This window comes from Gracilibacillus pellucidus, from assembly GCF_033949965.1.
Lineage (GTDB): Bacteria > Bacillota > Bacilli > Bacillales > Amphibacillaceae > Gracilibacillus > Gracilibacillus pellucidus.
Map to the genome: position 1 here is coordinate 61156 of NZ_JAWZSR010000006.1, position 16115 is coordinate 77270.

At 34.9% G+C, this 16115-nt stretch carries 20 protein-coding genes and 2 tRNA genes; 4 read left to right on the forward strand and 18 right to left on the reverse strand.

The window, feature by feature from the left end:
- Nucleotides 1-92: 92 nt before the first annotated feature.
- Both SH601_RS11420 and SH601_RS11425 read right to left on the reverse strand, forming a co-directional pair.
- Nucleotides 93-1289, reverse strand: a complete 1197-nt coding sequence (locus tag SH601_RS11420) for a serine hydrolase domain-containing protein (RefSeq protein WP_319958440.1) — start codon at nucleotides 1287-1289, stop codon at nucleotides 93-95.
- A gap of 53 nt (nucleotides 1290-1342) precedes the next feature.
- Entirely contained in the window at nucleotides 1343-1777 is a 435-nt protein-coding gene (locus tag SH601_RS11425) for a MarR family winged helix-turn-helix transcriptional regulator (protein ID WP_319958441.1), read from the reverse strand.
- Between the two features lie 257 nt (nucleotides 1778-2034).
- Between SH601_RS11425 and SH601_RS11430 the strand changes: the two genes are divergently transcribed.
- Together SH601_RS11430 and SH601_RS11435 are read left to right on the forward strand one after the other, a co-directional pair.
- Nucleotides 2035-2241 (forward strand): tyrosine-type recombinase/integrase, encoded by a 207-nt coding sequence (locus SH601_RS11430; protein ID WP_319958442.1) that lies wholly within the window; start codon nucleotides 2035-2037, stop codon nucleotides 2239-2241.
- A 157-nt stretch (nucleotides 2242-2398) separates the two neighbouring features.
- Nucleotides 2399-3001, forward strand: coding sequence for a site-specific integrase (locus SH601_RS11435; RefSeq protein WP_319958580.1), 603 nt, complete (start codon nucleotides 2399-2401; stop codon nucleotides 2999-3001).
- A 136-nt stretch (nucleotides 3002-3137) separates the two neighbouring features.
- Here SH601_RS11435 and SH601_RS11440 read toward each other — a convergent pair.
- The 11 genes from SH601_RS11440 to SH601_RS11490 all read right to left on the reverse strand — a co-directional run bounded on the left by SH601_RS11440 (nucleotide 3138) and on the right by SH601_RS11490 (nucleotide 10269).
- A tRNA-Arg gene (locus SH601_RS11440) sits at nucleotides 3138-3211 on the reverse strand.
- A 1-nt stretch (nucleotide 3212) separates the two neighbouring features.
- Nucleotides 3213-3286: transfer RNA gene (locus SH601_RS11445), tRNA-Gly, on the reverse strand.
- 176 nt (nucleotides 3287-3462) lie between these two features.
- On the reverse strand, nucleotides 3463-3987 hold the full coding sequence (locus SH601_RS11450; protein ID WP_319958443.1) for an isochorismatase family protein: 525 nt from the start codon (nucleotides 3985-3987) through the stop codon (nucleotides 3463-3465).
- Nucleotides 3988-4203: 216 nt separating this feature from the next.
- Nucleotides 4204-4725 carry a metallophosphoesterase family protein gene (locus SH601_RS11455; RefSeq protein WP_319958444.1) on the reverse strand — a complete coding sequence of 174 codons (522 nt, stop codon included), beginning with the start codon at nucleotides 4723-4725 and terminating at the stop codon, nucleotides 4204-4206.
- A gap of 15 nt (nucleotides 4726-4740) precedes the next feature.
- Nucleotides 4741-5334, reverse strand: coding sequence for an XTP/dITP diphosphatase (locus tag SH601_RS11460; protein WP_319958445.1), 594 nt, complete (start codon nucleotides 5332-5334; stop codon nucleotides 4741-4743).
- A gap of 14 nt (nucleotides 5335-5348) precedes the next feature.
- Nucleotides 5349-6092, reverse strand: coding sequence for a ribonuclease PH (gene rph, locus SH601_RS11465; RefSeq protein WP_319958446.1), 744 nt, complete (start codon nucleotides 6090-6092; stop codon nucleotides 5349-5351).
- Between the two features lie 233 nt (nucleotides 6093-6325).
- Nucleotides 6326-7468 carry a GerMN domain-containing protein gene (locus tag SH601_RS11470; RefSeq protein WP_319958447.1) on the reverse strand — a complete coding sequence of 381 codons (1143 nt, stop codon included), beginning with the start codon at nucleotides 7466-7468 and terminating at the stop codon, nucleotides 6326-6328.
- 117 nt (nucleotides 7469-7585) lie between these two features.
- On the reverse strand, nucleotides 7586-8068 hold the full coding sequence (locus tag SH601_RS11475) for a DUF2798 domain-containing protein (RefSeq protein ID WP_319958448.1): 483 nt from the start codon (nucleotides 8066-8068) through the stop codon (nucleotides 7586-7588).
- Nucleotides 8069-8169: 101 nt separating this feature from the next.
- Nucleotides 8170-8973, reverse strand: a complete 804-nt coding sequence (gene racE, locus SH601_RS11480) for a glutamate racemase (protein ID WP_319958449.1) — start codon at nucleotides 8971-8973, stop codon at nucleotides 8170-8172.
- 18 nt (nucleotides 8974-8991) lie between these two features.
- The gene (locus SH601_RS11485; RefSeq protein WP_319958450.1) at nucleotides 8992-9447 is read right to left on the reverse strand and encodes a MarR family winged helix-turn-helix transcriptional regulator; all 456 of its coding nucleotides are present in this window, start codon (nucleotides 9445-9447) and stop codon (nucleotides 8992-8994) included.
- Between the two features lie 450 nt (nucleotides 9448-9897).
- Nucleotides 9898-10269: a hypothetical protein gene (locus SH601_RS11490; protein ID WP_319958451.1), complete on the reverse strand. Its 372-nt coding sequence runs from the start codon at nucleotides 10267-10269 to the stop codon at nucleotides 9898-9900.
- Nucleotides 10270-10318: 49 nt separating this feature from the next.
- Between SH601_RS11490 and SH601_RS11495 the strand changes: the two genes are divergently transcribed.
- On the forward strand, nucleotides 10319-11086 hold the full coding sequence (locus tag SH601_RS11495; protein WP_319958453.1) for an alpha/beta fold hydrolase: 768 nt from the start codon (nucleotides 10319-10321) through the stop codon (nucleotides 11084-11086).
- 398 nt (nucleotides 11087-11484) lie between these two features.
- Here the strand turns inward: SH601_RS11495 and SH601_RS11500 are convergent, their stop codons facing one another.
- Complete coding sequence (locus SH601_RS11500) at nucleotides 11485-11958, reverse strand: 8-oxo-dGTP diphosphatase (RefSeq protein ID WP_319958454.1); 474 nt, start codon at nucleotides 11956-11958, stop codon at nucleotides 11485-11487.
- A gap of 690 nt (nucleotides 11959-12648) precedes the next feature.
- Nucleotides 12649-13452, reverse strand: a complete 804-nt coding sequence (locus SH601_RS11505; RefSeq protein WP_319958455.1) for a BMQ_0737 family morphogenetic spore coat protein — start codon at nucleotides 13450-13452, stop codon at nucleotides 12649-12651.
- Between the two features lie 139 nt (nucleotides 13453-13591).
- On the opposite strand from SH601_RS11505, the gene SH601_RS11510 reads away from it, so the two are divergent.
- A complete protein-coding gene (locus SH601_RS11510; protein WP_319958456.1) occupies nucleotides 13592-13720 on the forward strand; it encodes a hypothetical protein in 129 nt (42 codons plus the stop codon).
- A 399-nt stretch (nucleotides 13721-14119) separates the two neighbouring features.
- Here the strand turns inward: SH601_RS11510 and SH601_RS11515 are convergent, their stop codons facing one another.
- The 3 genes from SH601_RS11515 to SH601_RS11525 all read right to left on the reverse strand — a co-directional run bounded on the left by SH601_RS11515 (nucleotide 14120) and on the right by SH601_RS11525 (nucleotide 15781).
- On the reverse strand, nucleotides 14120-14443 hold the full coding sequence (locus SH601_RS11515; protein WP_319958457.1) for a hypothetical protein: 324 nt from the start codon (nucleotides 14441-14443) through the stop codon (nucleotides 14120-14122).
- The gene (locus SH601_RS11520) at nucleotides 14430-15017 is read right to left on the reverse strand and encodes a hypothetical protein (protein ID WP_319958458.1); all 588 of its coding nucleotides are present in this window, start codon (nucleotides 15015-15017) and stop codon (nucleotides 14430-14432) included. Before SH601_RS11520 ends, SH601_RS11515 begins: the two co-directional genes overlap by 14 nt.
- Nucleotides 15018-15106: 89 nt before the next feature.
- On the reverse strand, nucleotides 15107-15781 hold the full coding sequence (locus SH601_RS11525) for a BMQ_0737 family morphogenetic spore coat protein (protein WP_319958459.1): 675 nt from the start codon (nucleotides 15779-15781) through the stop codon (nucleotides 15107-15109).
- Nucleotides 15782-16115: the final 334 nt, after the last annotated feature.

Consider the following 16115-nt stretch of genomic DNA (forward strand, 5'->3'; position numbering starts at 1 on the left):
GGTTCTTTATAAAATATCCATTGTTAAATTTGTTTAAAGGCTCTATTACATGGTCTTATTGGATGTTCATACAGGTACAACTTTTCTGAATATCAATTGACTTTTTGATAAGGTATTTCAACACCTTCATCGATAAATAATTGATTCTCAACATCTACATAGATCATCGTATTGCGTACCCAATAATACGACTCATTTATTTTATAAAGTGGCACTAACAACTGATGTTCAAATGAAATCATAAATTGTTTATCCTTTATGATCGTAAATCTTGTGCTAAGTTCATCTGCTAATTCATATCGACCTGTAATATCATCCATATTAGAGAGCGATAAAATTTCTATATGTTTTGGTGCTTCTACAGAATATTGTATTCCCATTAAGTAATTCATAACTTCTTGTTCATATTGCGGAAACACTTCTTGATTCGTTGCTAAAACAACAATATCCTTTGTGGATGTATTGATAAAAGCTTGAGCTGAACAACCGATCCATCCACCTGTATGACCAACCCAGTCATCTTGAATGATAAAACCATAACTATAATTCTTAGCGGCTTCTGTTGGTGTTAATATGGGTCGCACAAACTCTTTGCTAATGAACCGATCTTGCAAAAATGCTTTTAAAAATTTTGCAACCTCTGCAACTGTTGCATAAATACCACCGTCACCAAATACATTATTGTATTTTTCAATTTTATTTAAATACAGGTCATTATTCGCCTTTTGATATCTTTGCTCCTCATAATCATACGTATGATTTTGCGCTTCGTATTGTTTTGTAGGCTGTGTTGTTGTATTAGTGAGATTTAATGGTCTTGCAATATATTGTTGTAAATATATTTCATACGATAAGCCGCTTACTTCTTCAATAATTTTTGCAAGTAAAACATAATTTGTATTGCTATAAGACCAAAGCTCATTCGGAGTATGTTGTGGAAGTGTCATTTCGACAAATGTTTCAACACTTATTGTTAAATTTTCTGCAATATACTCTGGAATACCAGATGTGTGTGTAAGTAAGTGTGCAACTGTCACATTTGTAAAATGAGGTACGTTAAACCAATTAGTAATTTTATCTTCTAATTGTAGCTGTCCTTTTTCAATTAGCTGAAATGTCATTACCGCTGTATACATTTTACTTAACGACGCAAGATTAAATTGTGTATTTTCATTAATAAGGTGTTGCTCTGAGATATCTTGATAACCATGATAATACTGCTTTATTTGTCCATGTTTCTCATAATACACTGCACCATTAAACGAGATATTTTTAAGTAAATCCCTCACCTGTTAACCTCCTAAATAAATTAGACATCTAACATTTTAGACATAGAGAAATATCATAATTCCTTCATCGCAATCCTTCTTAATTTTTCAACAATGCGCTCTAATTCGTCTAACTCATTTGATGAAAGTTTGCTATAAATTTTATCTGCGATTTGCTGTTCAACATAATCTTGCTTAGAAAAATACTCCAATCCATTTTGATCTAACGTTATTACTACTTCACGTCGATTTTGTAGATTAATTTCCCGTTTAATATATCTATTCTTTTCTAACTTTGCTATTAATTGGCTAACTGCACTAGAGCTAATATTCATTTCAATCGCAATTTCACCAACCGTAATACGTTTTGATAAGTATACAATATCTAAAACAACCGCTTGTTGTGTTGTAATGCTGCTATTTAAATATTGCTTATAATGTTTATATATCAAACGGTTTATGGTATATTCTGCTTCATTAATGCGCTTAACCTGTTCATATAATGACAAAAGATCACCTACTAATATGTTAGATATCTAATATATTAGCAAGTGATTTGTCAAACGTCAATATTATATAAAAATGTCATAAGCACCTGTATGTTCGCTAATCATACAGGTGGTAAAAAGGCGGTCATTCATTGGTAAATATCTTGTCACTTATTGGTACAAATTATGTCATTGCTGGTACATTTGAATGGCGGTAATCAGGCAGTTTTAGGACTAAAAAGAAAGCTAAAACTGCAGCTACAGAAAGAGAAAATAAATTGAATAAAGGATTAGTGCTAAATCTACAGAGAATGTTATTTACTGATTACTTTAATCTATGGTTAGAAACATATAAAACAACTATTAAAGGAAATACGCTAGAACGTTACTATACAACCTCTAATACGATAGAAGAGGAGTTCGAGGGTATTTACATTCAAGACATCACAAAAACGCTCTTATCAGAAGTTTTTAAACGAATATAGCAAAGATCATGCAAAGGCATCTGTTAAGAAATTAAATACACATATTCGAGCGTGTGTTAAAGATGCGATTGATGAAGGCTTAATTCATGTAGATTTCACACGGAAAGTTACTATCGGTGGAAAACCAGGTAAGAAAACAGATGAAAAATATTTGAATGTGGAACAATCCAATCAACTCTTAACAGAACTTCGTAATAATTTAGATAAGTCGCCGATATATTATTTATTATTATTAGGTCTGGTTACTGGATTGCGCTTTGGTGAATTAGTTGGATTGCAAAGAGATGACTTTGATTTTCAGAGTAACACACTGCGAGTAAATAAAACATGGGGATACACTAAAAAAATGCATAAAGGTCATGGTCCGATAAAAAACGAAGAAAACCGGATTATTACTGTTGACCAAAACACTATGCAATTATTTTATAAGTGGTTTAATACACTTCCTGAGAATATTGAACGATTGGTGTTTTACAGCCCTATCTCTAAGTATAAAGTCTTTTCGAATGGATCAGCCAACAAGGTATTAAAAGCATTACTAGATAACTTAGCAATAAAACCACAAATTAGTGTGCATGGATTAAGACATACACACGCAAGTGTATTATTGTATCAAGACGTATCTATTTATTATGTTTCAAAAAGACTCGGACATAAAGATGTGAACACAACTATTGGAGTTTATACGCATTTAGTGAAAGAATTAGAAGCAAGAAATACACAAGTTACAAACGAGATTTTCGAGAGGATGTATGTGTAGAAAATGTGTAGAAAAAATCTCGTTTTTATCTTTTTGTACTGCAACGTCCGAAAACAAAAAAAACGCACAAACGTTGATATAACAACATTCGTACGATTTTCTCGGTCAATCATCTTAACCTACATTTTCTTAAATACGTCCCAGGAGAGATTCGAACTCCCGACCTACAGATTAGAAGTCTGTTGCTCTATCCTGCTGAGCTACTGGGACATGGAGCGGGTGAAGGGAATCGAACCCTCAACATCAGCTTGGAAGGCTGGGGTTTTGCCATTAAACTACACCCGCATTTGTCTTTATTTTTTTATGTATCTCGCTAACGGACAAGTAATATTATATAAAGATATGAGATAAAAGTCAACAGATATTTTAAAATTTATTTATATTTTTTTCTTTCACTAATAAAACGCTTGATGTAACAACCCTCACGCTTAAATTTTATCTTTGTGTGAGAGCATTTTTTATTATGATAGATGCTGATATTCGTCAAAATCTTGTACTTCTATTACATCTGACCAATGCAATACTGTACCAACAAAATCTCTAATATCTAATCCTTTCATTTCATAAGTAGTATCCGTATTAACCGTTCCTGTTGCATCTTCAATTAATGTCACTTTATATCCTCTATCAAAAGCCGCTATTGCGGTAAACATGCAACAAAATTCTGTGTTGAAACCAATAATAAATAGATGTTCTACTTCCATTTTCGTTAATATAGCCTCTAGTTTTGTTTGAAAAAATGAACTTGGTGTCTGCTTTTCCATTACATGATCAGCATAATTCCTTAATGACGGATGTAATGCAACACCGTCCGTATTTTTTTGAAGAGGACTTCCTTCTACTTCATCAACATGTTGCATAAAAATAACTGGATTGTTGCTTTTTTTAAAATCTTTTATTAGGTGTTCCATTTTTGTTAGTTCATCGGTGAAATCACCATTATTAACAATTCCATTCTGTACATCTATTACCAAAAGAGCTTGCATAATATTAATACCTCCTTATTAACAGATCTTCGAGCATAACCAATTTAAGTATCTGTAATCATCTCATTAAATTGCACTAATGTTTTTTCAACTTATTTACTCCGTCAATACCTCTTTCACAATCATTATACAATACACACCTTAAAAGGTAAATTCTTCTATAATATACATATAAAAACTCTGATCAACTTCAGTCAATCAGAGTTTTTTATGTAATTACGTTAAAGATGTTTGATAATGAAGACTTGTAATTTCTTGATAATCTTTTGTATAAAAACGAACATCAACATGTTCCAATTGATCATTTGTCGAAAGAATGGCATAAGAACCTGGATGAACGCTTCTCGGTTGACGGATACTTCCTGGGTTAATAATCAATTGATTCTTTACTTTCTCAGCACCAGCTATATGAGAATGTCCGAAACAAATAATATTTGCTCCTACCTCCTCAGCACGATAAGAAACTGGCATTAGTGTGGACTTAATCTGGTATAAGTGTCCATGTGTCACAAAAAAGTGTAATTGCCCTACTCGAAAATCAACTTCTTCTGGTAATTGATAGTCCATATCCATATTACCTTGAACAACATGAAACCCGGCAAGTTCATCACTATCAGCTGAAAGCTCTGAATCTCCACAATGGATCATCGCATCTACATCCTGTTTATGCCTTGCCTTAATCTCCGTTACTTCTTTCGTCCAACCATGACTATCACTAATGATCAAAATTTTTGGCATGTGTACCCACTCCTTTTACAACTCTTTTACCCATCTTTCGATTTTATCTAACGCTTTTCTGCGATGGCTAATACGATTTTTTTCTACTGGAGTTAGTTGTGCCATTGATTTTTCACTTGCTTCTGGATAAAAGATCGGATCATAGCCAAAACCATGCTCACCAACTGGTTCACGTGCGATCATGCCTTCACATTCTCCACGCTCAAAAATGGTTTGCTTATTTGGTCGAGCCAATGCTAGTACGCACACAAATCTTCCGGTACGCTCCGCATCAGCAACATTGCTCATTTCTGCTAACACTTTCTCATAATTAGCTTGATCATCTTTATCTTCTCCAGCATACCTTGCAGAATAAACACCTGGTGCGCCATTCAATGCATCAATCTCTATACCAGAATCATCTGCAATAACTGGCACATTGAATTTTGCACAAATTGCTTCCGCTTTAATAGCTGCATTCTCTTCAAATGTTGTACCAGTTTCCTCAATATCTTCAATTGGTTCTGCGACATCTAACAAAGAAGATACTTTAATCCCTAAAGGTTCAAATAAACTTTTGAAGTCTTTCATTTTCCCACTGTTTTTCGTTGCAATGATCAATTCCTTCATATCAAAAAGCTCCCCTATGCTTGTTCGAGTTTATCTTTATAAGCTTGAATTGCTTCTACTTGAATGTCGAAAATTTCTTTTAAACCTTTGTTAGCAAGTGCAAGCATCTTTGTTAATTGTGTGCTTGTAAATGTCGCTTCTTCTCCTGTACCTTGTAGCTCAACAAATTCACCTTTACCAGTCATCACGACATTCATATCTACATGTGCTTGTGCATCTTCTGAATATTCTAGATCAAGAATTTCTGTACCATCTGGTAACACACCAACAGAAATAGCTGCTAAATAATCGGTAATAGGAAATGTTTTAATTTTTTCCTCTTCTAATAACTTGCCTACTGCATGAACAACCGCAACAAATGCTCCAGTGATCGATGCTGTTCTCGTACCACCATCAGCCTGGATAACATCACAGTCTACCCAAATTGTACGCTCACCAATAGCATCCAAGTCAACAACCGCACGTAAGGAACGACCGATTAGACGTTGGATTTCCATTGTACGTCCTGATACTTTCCCTTTCGATGATTCACGAATATTTCGTGTTTCTGTTGCACGAGGTAACATCGAGTATTCTGCTGTAATCCAGCCTTTACCGGAACCTCTCATAAACGGTGGAACACGATCCTCAATACTAGCTGTACAAATCACCTTTGTATCACCAACTGTAATTAAGACAGATCCTTCCGCATGTTTTGTAAAATTACTTTCAATATGAATTGATCGAAGTTGATCTACTTCTCTCCCTGTTTCGCGCATTCTATTTCCTCCTTACATACTGTTCTATCTTAACATATTTTCTCTGAAGATGGGCTTTTCATACACGAGAAAAATTACTAAAAAACACAAATCCACTAATCAAGTAAGGCTTTATGTCAAAGGTTGGTGTTCACCGCTCTCCAATATAATCATCTCAATAAAAAATCACCCGCTCCAACAAACGAAGCGGGTGTAAGGCATCTATATAATAGTTCGAAATGATCGAACTGGACTTAAATACTTTCTGACGGACTAATCATTTCTTTGGAAACTGGTTCTGTATATGTTTGTCCATCTTCACTTATTACTTCTTCGTGGTTCTCTACTGATACCTCTACAGCATCCACACCTTCTTGTTCTGTTAATGTAAGTACAATTGACTGCATCACCTCATCAGCAATCATACTTTTAGCACTATTTGATAAAATATTTTCATTGAAGTTAACGGATAAAACTCCGTCTTCTAAGTTCGGTTCAGAAACCAATTGTGCTCCCGTATTAATATAATGTTCTAATGGTAATTCAAATGAAGGACCTTCCATTAATGCTTGTACAACTGATTGAAGTTTATTTTCCTCATTCATTGGTACATGCTGTGTAACTGGAACGAAATAAACCATTTCATTCCCTTGCATTGGAAAGTAAAGCGTAGCCGCTTCACTTTCCATTAGATCAACACCGTGGACCTGATGAATATTGATACCATTCGCACGAGAATAACCTTCAGAAATTGGTGTACCATTAACAGGCATTGTATTTTGCTCTTCCCCGTCAATCCATAGCTTCATACGTTCTACATTATCAAACTGTGTTAATGTATGAGTCATTGACTCTAAAATCTTTTGTTCATTTTCAGGTTGATAAGACGCAAATTCTTCGGATACATTGACGACTAATGTGCCATCAGCTTCTAAATTCAAATCAATAATTTCTGTTCCTGCTGGTAATACCGCTTGAAAACCACTTGGTAACATAGCAGTGACTGGTCCGTCTTGTACAAGGTATTCTAATACTTGCTTCGCTACCGCATTTGACTGTGGTGATGGAATTTGTAATTCTTGTGGTACTACTAAACCATTTTGATCTAGTAAATATAATGTTCTCGTAACAATTTCTGATGTAGCCGATTCTTCCTCTTCTATCGATTCTGTCGATTCTTCATCTATTTCTGTACCTTCTTCTTCTGGATCTCTTTCTACATCTTCTGATCCATCAGGAATGTTGTCTAGATCATCTGTTAACTCTGTTTCCTCTGGCGGTGCATCTATTTGATCCAATGTCTGTTCCCCTTTAAAAACACCACACCCAGCTAACAACAACAAAAGTATACATAGTGATACAGCAAGCACATATTTTTTGGCAAAATCGATTTTCATAACCGATACCTCCTACGATGGTTTGTACTACTATGTATACGAGCCTATAAGAAAAATAGACCATTAAAAAAACAGCTAAGACAACAAATTTTGTCTTAGCTGTTTTACTTCTACCTATCAATTTGTTTGGAGGTTATTCTTTTGAATAAAGTTTGTAAAGATATATCTTACAAGTGGCCCCATTACAATCAGTTGTAACGGTAATGCAACGATAAAGTTTTTCACATAAATCGCTCCGTACAATACTAACCAAGTTTCTCCGCTTAATCCGTGAGCAAAATAAGTCATCGCTAACCCAAATAAAGACATAAAGAATACCATGCCAACAATCATCATTGATGACAAGACTAATACGACTTTTATTTTTTTATCTTTCTTAAATGGTAAAGCAAATGTAATTTTTTTTGCTAACGGCCCAACGATAAACAAATCTAGTACTAATGCGACGATAAAACCTAGCCCAAATTCTGTAAGAACTGTTTGCATGGATAAATGTTCCATATCACCATTTAATAATAAGTTATAGCTAGCCATTACAGCGACCATACCAAAACACATAATAACACCAAAAATAAGACTTTCTTGTTTGTTTTTTGGCAAACTAATCTCTCCCTTGTATTGTTTTATGAGTGATCAGTATACCAATTTGAAAAATTCTTCATAAGTGAACATTTTGTGAACTTTTTTTAAACAAGAGAGAGTTAACCTCCCAATACAACCTGTTCCACTTCATCAATCGCTCTATTTAACCATTGTGATGCAATACGACGAAAGACTTCTACATCCCCAGTAGCATAAAATTGATATTCGGGTGATTCATTGCCCTGATATAGTTTATCTTGATATTCCAAGATCGTACTTACTTCTCGTGCTGTTTCCTCACCGGATGAGATGACCGTTACGTTCCCTCCCATTGCTTCTTGAATTAATTCTTTAATCATTGGATAATGGGTACATCCTAAAATAAGGGTATCCATTTCATTAAATTGTTTTAATGGCTGTAACGTTTCATTAACTGCTTGATACGCTTCCTCTCCGCTTACAATTCCTTTTTCTACCAATGGAACAAATCTTGGACATGCGAGATCATACACTTCGATCGCTGTATTAATTTGTTTCAATGTATCTACATAAGCGCCACTACTAATGGTTCCTTCCGTTCCAATCACACCAATTTCAGCAGTATGTGAATTCGTAATTGCCGCACGTGCACCAGGTTGAATAACACCTACAACAGGAATTTCTAGTTTTTCACGAAGCTCGTCTAATGTAAAAGCTGTAGCTGTATTACAAGCTACGACAAGCATCTTAATATTTCTTTCTAATAAAAAGTAAACCATTTCCCACGTGTATTGGATCACCTCTTCTTTTGGACGTGGTCCGTATGGGCATCTTTTTGTATCACCTACATATATCACAGATTCCTTCGGCAATTGTCTGATCAACTCACTCGCAACAGTAAGTCCGCCAACTCCAGAATCTATCACTCCAATTGCTTGCTTCATTTTGTATCTCCTTTACCGTTATGCATTTTCTGTTTGTTGTCTCATTTGTTGATGAAGGAGGTGTAAAAGTCTTGATAGCTGTTCCATATCTTCCACTTCTACATTTGTTAATACTTCACCTAAATATTCTCGTCGCTTTTCTAATACTTCATGGATAATCTTTCTCCCTTTATCCAATAAATGAATTCGTACAACGCGACGATCTTTTGTATCTCTTACACGTTCAACTATTTCGATTTTTTCCATCCGGTCAACCAAATCCGTCGTCGTACTAAATGCTAGATTTATATGTTTCGATAACTCACCAAGTGTTAAATCACCACGCTCTAATAAGTGCTGCAAGGCGATAAACTGCGGGGTCGTAATCGGATAATTATGTAGTATTTCTCGTCCTTTTTGTTTAATAATGCTAGCTATATATCTTAATTCTTTCTCGATATCAACAATTTGTTCTTTCTCATTACTATTTGCCAAACTAAGCGCTCCTTCATACAATTAATTGCATACAATTAATATAACATTGTTTCTCATGAATTTCTCCACTTTCGCTTTCTAAAAAACAAGAGAAATAGTATTTAAGTTGACGAACCGTATTTTTGAGATAATGAATACTATATCGATAATGATTGTTTTCGATGTTTGACAAATGTAGCAGTAACGAATAAGTTCGTAAAAGATGCTACAAATGAAACAATAATTAGTAACATTATCCCTAACCCTTTCATAAAGCGAGACTTCAATCAGTGAGAGTTCTTGACTCCCGCTGATTGTCAGCAAAACTTATCAGGGAGTTAGCGTCCGTTTATCCCACACTTAGCTTCCTCGTTTTCACTCGAACCTTGAAGTGGGGGTTTTACGGACGTTTGCACCGTGATAAATAAATCTTCCCCTGAATAAGAAGCGTCTAATGTTATATACCAAGCACTAAAAGTGATGAATAGCAAAAAAATAAAAGCTACTTCCTATTAAAGAGACTTTCCATCTATCCGAAGAACTTCCATGCCATGACCTTGCAAATACTAGCCAGACAAGGATACTAACGCTCACCGCCCCAATCATAACAAATAGATGTATATACGGAATCATGACGAAACGTAAACCAAACAATATTAAAAACGTAAGGGAAAAGAGCAGCGCATTAATACCAAATAAAACGATTCCTGTTTGCCAATAACTCCTTAACCAACGATGTTTCTCACGCTCAAGTTGTAATGTACCTACTAATGCTAATTTTTGTACAATTAGTTTACGACAGAATAAAAATAAGAAAATGACAAAAACTCCAATTAACAGCAAGCTACTAAATGAATACTTCCTCCTACACTTATTTTTTGGAGATGATCACATGCCTTTTACAAAAGAAAGACCTGCAATTTATTATCAAAAAGGTGGCAATGGCAACGCGATTATTTTCATTGCTCCACCTGCAATGGGACACCTAACCTTCCGTTATCAACGGTTACTTGAAAAAAACTTCACCATTATAACATTCGATAACAGAGGAGATTGTCGCAGTGAACATAATGATCCTTTATGCTTTGAGCAATTAACTTACGATATCAAAAAAATCCTAGATGAAAATAATATAACCAAAGCGATTATTTGTGGTTATTCAAACGGTGGATTAATTGCACAACAATTTGCTATTTCCTATCCTGAATATACGTCGGCACTTATTTTAATGGGCGGTTATCACGCACCTAAAAATCTACTACTTCGTACGGAATATAAAATAGGGATTGCAATTGCAAAAAAACAGTGGATTCCATTACTAGCAAAAGCTCTTTCTTTTAATCACTTTTCTAATAAAAATGATGCAAAAGAAATGGAACAAGAAATTAAACGAACAAATCCAGAAATGTTAGCAAAGCAATATCAATTAGGCTTGGATTATGACAATGAACATGAACTACATCACATTACAGTACCACTATTAATTATCTATGGAGCGAATGATCATTATGTCCATCCTTACCAACATATTTTTCGCAAAAAGATAGAAGACGTAGATGTTGCTTATATTCACCATTCTAAACACCAAGTACCTACTAAATTTTTTCATGAATGTAACGCCATCATCTACGAATGGACAAAAAGAAAAAAATTAATATAAAGCAAGACTTCAATCAGGGAGTTAGCGTCCGTTTACCCCACTTAGCTTCCTCATTTTCACTTGAACCTTGAAGTGGGGTATTACGGACTCATGCACCGTGATAAAGCAACAATTAACCTAATTACAATTGTACCAATTTATTCATATTGAAAAAAGAGCAAATTAATAGGCTGTCTTCATAGCGAAAGGTGCTACAGACAGCCATATAAGTAAATTTTTGAGCAGAGCTATTCATAATGGTATACCTTCTTTATACCCTTTTACCTGCTCCCCTTATGAAACAAACATTACCTATTGTCAACCTCCTCTTCTATTAGTTATTCTGTCACATAAAGTGAGACTTCAATTTCTGTCAGCGCGCAATGTCTTTCCATTGCTTGCCCAACTCGGATTTATTCTTATGTTCTTCTAATATACACTTCGTCAGGCTCATTTTTTTCTTCGTTCCACACAGTTTGAATTTCGAATGTACCCGGTTCAAAAAATAAATCAAACCTTATTTTAATATCTTTCTGCATAGGTAAATTTTTAGCTTCCTCAATCTTAATCCAATGAAGTTCTCCTTCAGGTGGATTTTCTAATAAATCACCTATAAAATCCTTTGTCCAATAATTCATCATAATATACCGTTCAAAAACTGTAGGATTAACAAACTCCGAAATACCTTTGAACACTAAATTATTCACCTTAAGGCCGGTCTCTTCTTTGACTTCTCGAATAGCTCCTTCCACAAAACTCTCTGGAAAATCAATTTTTCCACCAGGTGGGATAAAACCTTTAAAATCATCATGTTGCCTATTTAACAGTAAAACTTTATCCTCTCGTTGAATCATAACTACAGTCCAAATTTTATAAGTAATCGGATTCGTCACATTAAACAACCTCCAGAACAGACGAAATATCTAACCATAATACTACATCTCAGTTAAATTATAACACAATAAATTCGGGCAAAAGTTATCTGTGTTGAACTACTCATCTCTTAACAGCTTTATAAGTTGTTAAGTTGGAGAGTCTTGGGAACAGAATATAGTTATTGACGCATTTCTTTCCCAATAGTAGGACAATCAAGATAGCTAAAGCAATCCCTTGTCCGAAGGTGATGGCACCGTGACTTTAATTGAAACTTTGTGACTTTTTAGATAGCAAGAAAAATCAGTTAAAACAGTAAACTTTAAAAAAGGGGTTCATCTTCATTTTCTAACTGTATAGGGATTTGATTTTTGACTCGATAAAACAAGCATTTACTCCACTTGTTTTTCAAATAAAAAATGCCTGTCTATGTCTATTTCGAGCCATCTAAACCAATATAGATAATCGTCAAGATCTTTATTTACAACTACTGTGAAAATTGTTTGCGTTTTGAACGTGGAAAATCTCCTTGAAATATTTACGTGCCGATACAAGAAAACATTTAAATTGATGAATTAAGTAAATGTTATATTACTTCATTTTATTAATACTAAGATATGTAACAGTGAAAGTAGAGCACTTAAAACATAAAAAGAGGATAGATGCTCATTGATTGAACATATCCCCTTTGAAAATTATTACTATTCCGTTTATCCTTCTTCATACGGTGTTTCTATGTTCGTTATTTGTTCCGTAACATTTTCTTCTACATTAGTTGTCATTGTTTGAGCAAGTGGTGCTTGTGCAAACGATTTCGCACTACATGAAGACTTTTTCTTTTTCGCTGCACCGTCTCTATCCATTGCTGGAAAAACAACTGGGCATTGGGCTGGCATTGCTGGTGCTGGACATGGTGGTACAGGTAAAATATCACGTGGCTGACAGAAATCTGCTTCTACTTCAATTGTCACACAAAATGTTGATTGAATACTTTGACATACTCTGACTGTTAACGTTACGTCTAGCTCATCAATTTCTGTTACTGGGTTTGTATCACAGTCAACAGAGCAAACGAAACAATCTAAATCAGTAAAGGAAATATCAATATCCGTTCCTTCTGGCGCACATAAAATCACTTGCTCACATCTGTTGAATGTTGCTGTTCCAACTTCGATTTGTCCTCCGCCAAGTTCAGGAATTAACTCCGCATATACTACTACATCGAAGCATTTACGAATATGAACAACTTGTAATGTCACTTCCGCTCCATCTACAACAAACAATTGGTCTTCTCGGTCTAGAATAACAAATGGCTCTTCGGCAGGAATGACTTCACACGTAACATTATTTAAGTCAATGTCATCGCATGTTAATTGTGCACCAGTTACCGTGTTAATAGGTAAAACAAGCCCATCTATGTCTAAGTCAAACGTTGCCTCATTCAATACCCAATCATATACTTTTTCGGTATTGATACAAAGTACTTCTTGCCCGCCAGTTAAGTGATTCAACATTCCTCACACTCCTCCATACTCGTCATTTCCATACTAGAGTATGTCATTCCTAGGCAAAGTGTTACGAAAATTCACCAATTCATTTAAAGGCTCATATATTACACCAGAAAGTTGAAAATATCGGGAAGGAGATGAAGAAATGAAAGCAAAAGATACAGCTAAAAAAACAGTCCGAGAATCAGGTAATAAAAACGAACCAGTTGTCATTACATCAAAGATTAAAAAAAGAGGTATTAGACGACGAAAAGGTGGCTGCTGTCTGAAATAATTCCTCTATCTGAACAGCAAGGCACAGTCAATTTTACTTGGATTCTATTAATGGATGCACAGTCTGACAAGGTGGTGATGACAAAGAAACATCTATACATACAGCGAGACTTCAAGCAGTAGGGGTTTTTGAACTCCTGCTGCTTGTTAGCGAAATTTATCAGGAAATTAGCGTTCGTTTATCACCGACTTTCGCTTCCTGATTTTAATCCGAACCTTAAAGTGGAGTTCTACAGACTTTTGCACCCGTAATAAAGTGAGACTTCGATCCGTGTGATATTACAATCATGATTCTTTAACGATACAAAAAGTGCTTTTATCTCTTGGACAAAGACCGTCTCTTTTTTCCGTTTGCTGCATTATATAAAGTAAGACTTAAATCAGTAAAAATCACAATAAGCTATTCATTTTGCTGGCTACTTTCTGTTTGTTCTTTTATTAGTTGAATTAACTCTTGATATAATTGCCGGTTGTCATCCATATAAAGCTCTAATTGTTCATGTAAGGATGAAAGGTTCCCACTTGTTGATGTTACTGATAAATGGTCTTGGTTACTCGTTAATAAATATAACAAGAGCATATGTAATGTTTCATTTTCTAGATAGATAAAGCTATTATTTTTCTTTGTATCATTCTTATCCATGTTATTCATTAGATCTTTCACATAATCTGTCATGAGCTGATTCATATCTATTGATGTCTGGTCTCTTCTATTTTTTTTCATGATGGTCGTCCTCCTGTTGTCGATCTTTGATGGAGCCATTGACGCTTATTTGGTTCACTGCATGCAAACCATTAGGAAGTTCGTTGCCATAAGTAAATCCTCGAACTATTCCTGAGTATGTACTTGTAGGTGTCCATTTAATTTGAAAATTAGAAAATACAAGTGTTTCACCTGGATTCACTCTATCCTGCTGAATTGGTTTTAGCCAGAATTCCTTTTTATCCGAGCGATCATTAATTCGTTCCCACGCATTCGACGGTCTTAATGTTTGTTTTGCATTAGGATATAAGTACTTACCAGAAAATTGGAATTCTGTATTGGATGAGATCGTTAAACCGATATGAGGGTTTGTCAATGGTTTTGTTCCTACATTTTGAACATGAAAGGAACCAATCACATAATTATCAAGATTGATTTCATGATTCAGCTGCAAAGAGTAAGTAAAATAACAGATAATCTGGATCTTTTCTGGCATCGTTAATTGTTGTACTAACTCTTTGATCTCTTCTATATAAGACTTTTGCTCTTCCTGCCAGTCCTTTAACTTTTGGCTTAAATCATTTTGTTCTTTCATATCGTCACCTCGTAGAAGTAAAGTAAATAAAAAAAGAAAGAAAGAAAGAAAGAGAGGGAGGTTCCTCTCTTTATCCCTATGATATTTCATTAGTCATTATTCGCATTGCTAGGGAAAACAACTGGACACTGAGCAGGAATTGCTGGCGCTGGGCAAGCCGGGAATGCTAAAATATCACGCGGTTCACAGAAATCTGCCACTACTTCTAATGTAACATCAAACGTAGATTGAATACTTTGACAAAGACGTACTGTTACCATCACATCTAATTCATCTGTACCTGTTGTTGGATTAGTATCACATGTAGCACTACATACAAAGCATTCTAAATCAGTAAACGACACATCAATATCTGTTCCTTCTGGTGCACAAAGAATCACTTGCTCACAACGAGTAAATTCTGCTGTTCCAACTTCTACTAGACTACCACCAAATTCAGCTACTAAGTTTACACAAATCGTTACATCAAAATTTTTGCGAATGTTTACAAGTTGTAGTTCTACCTCTTCACCATCTACAATAAACACTTGATCTTCACGACTCAATACAACGATTGGGTCTGTTTCAGCAGGAGTAACTGTACATGTTACAGTATCTAGATCAATATCATCACATCCTAATTGCTCACCAGTTACAGGGTTAATTGGTAGGTCTAAATCCGGTAAGTTTAAATCAAATGTTGCTTCATTTAAGATCCAGTCATATACCTTTTCTGTATTGATACACAGAAGCTCCTGCCCTCCTGTTAATTTATCCATTTGCATCGAGCAAACACCTCCAAGTAAGATTACTGTCCATATAACCTATGACATCACACCAAAAAATGTTTTAGTAAATTTGCGGAAATATCATGATATTTAGGAAGTTAGGCGAATATCATATGAACAAGTGAGACTTCAATCAGTGGGGGATTTTTACACCCACTGATTGTTAGCGAAATTTATCAGGAAGTTAGCGTCCATTTATCCCTCACTTACATCTTGAAGCGGAGTATTACAGACTTATACAACTTGATAAAGTGAAACTTCCCTATTACTAGTTCAAATGAAAAATAAGCACATTTGTCACGGATTGGTGTTTCAACAATAGTATATTAAT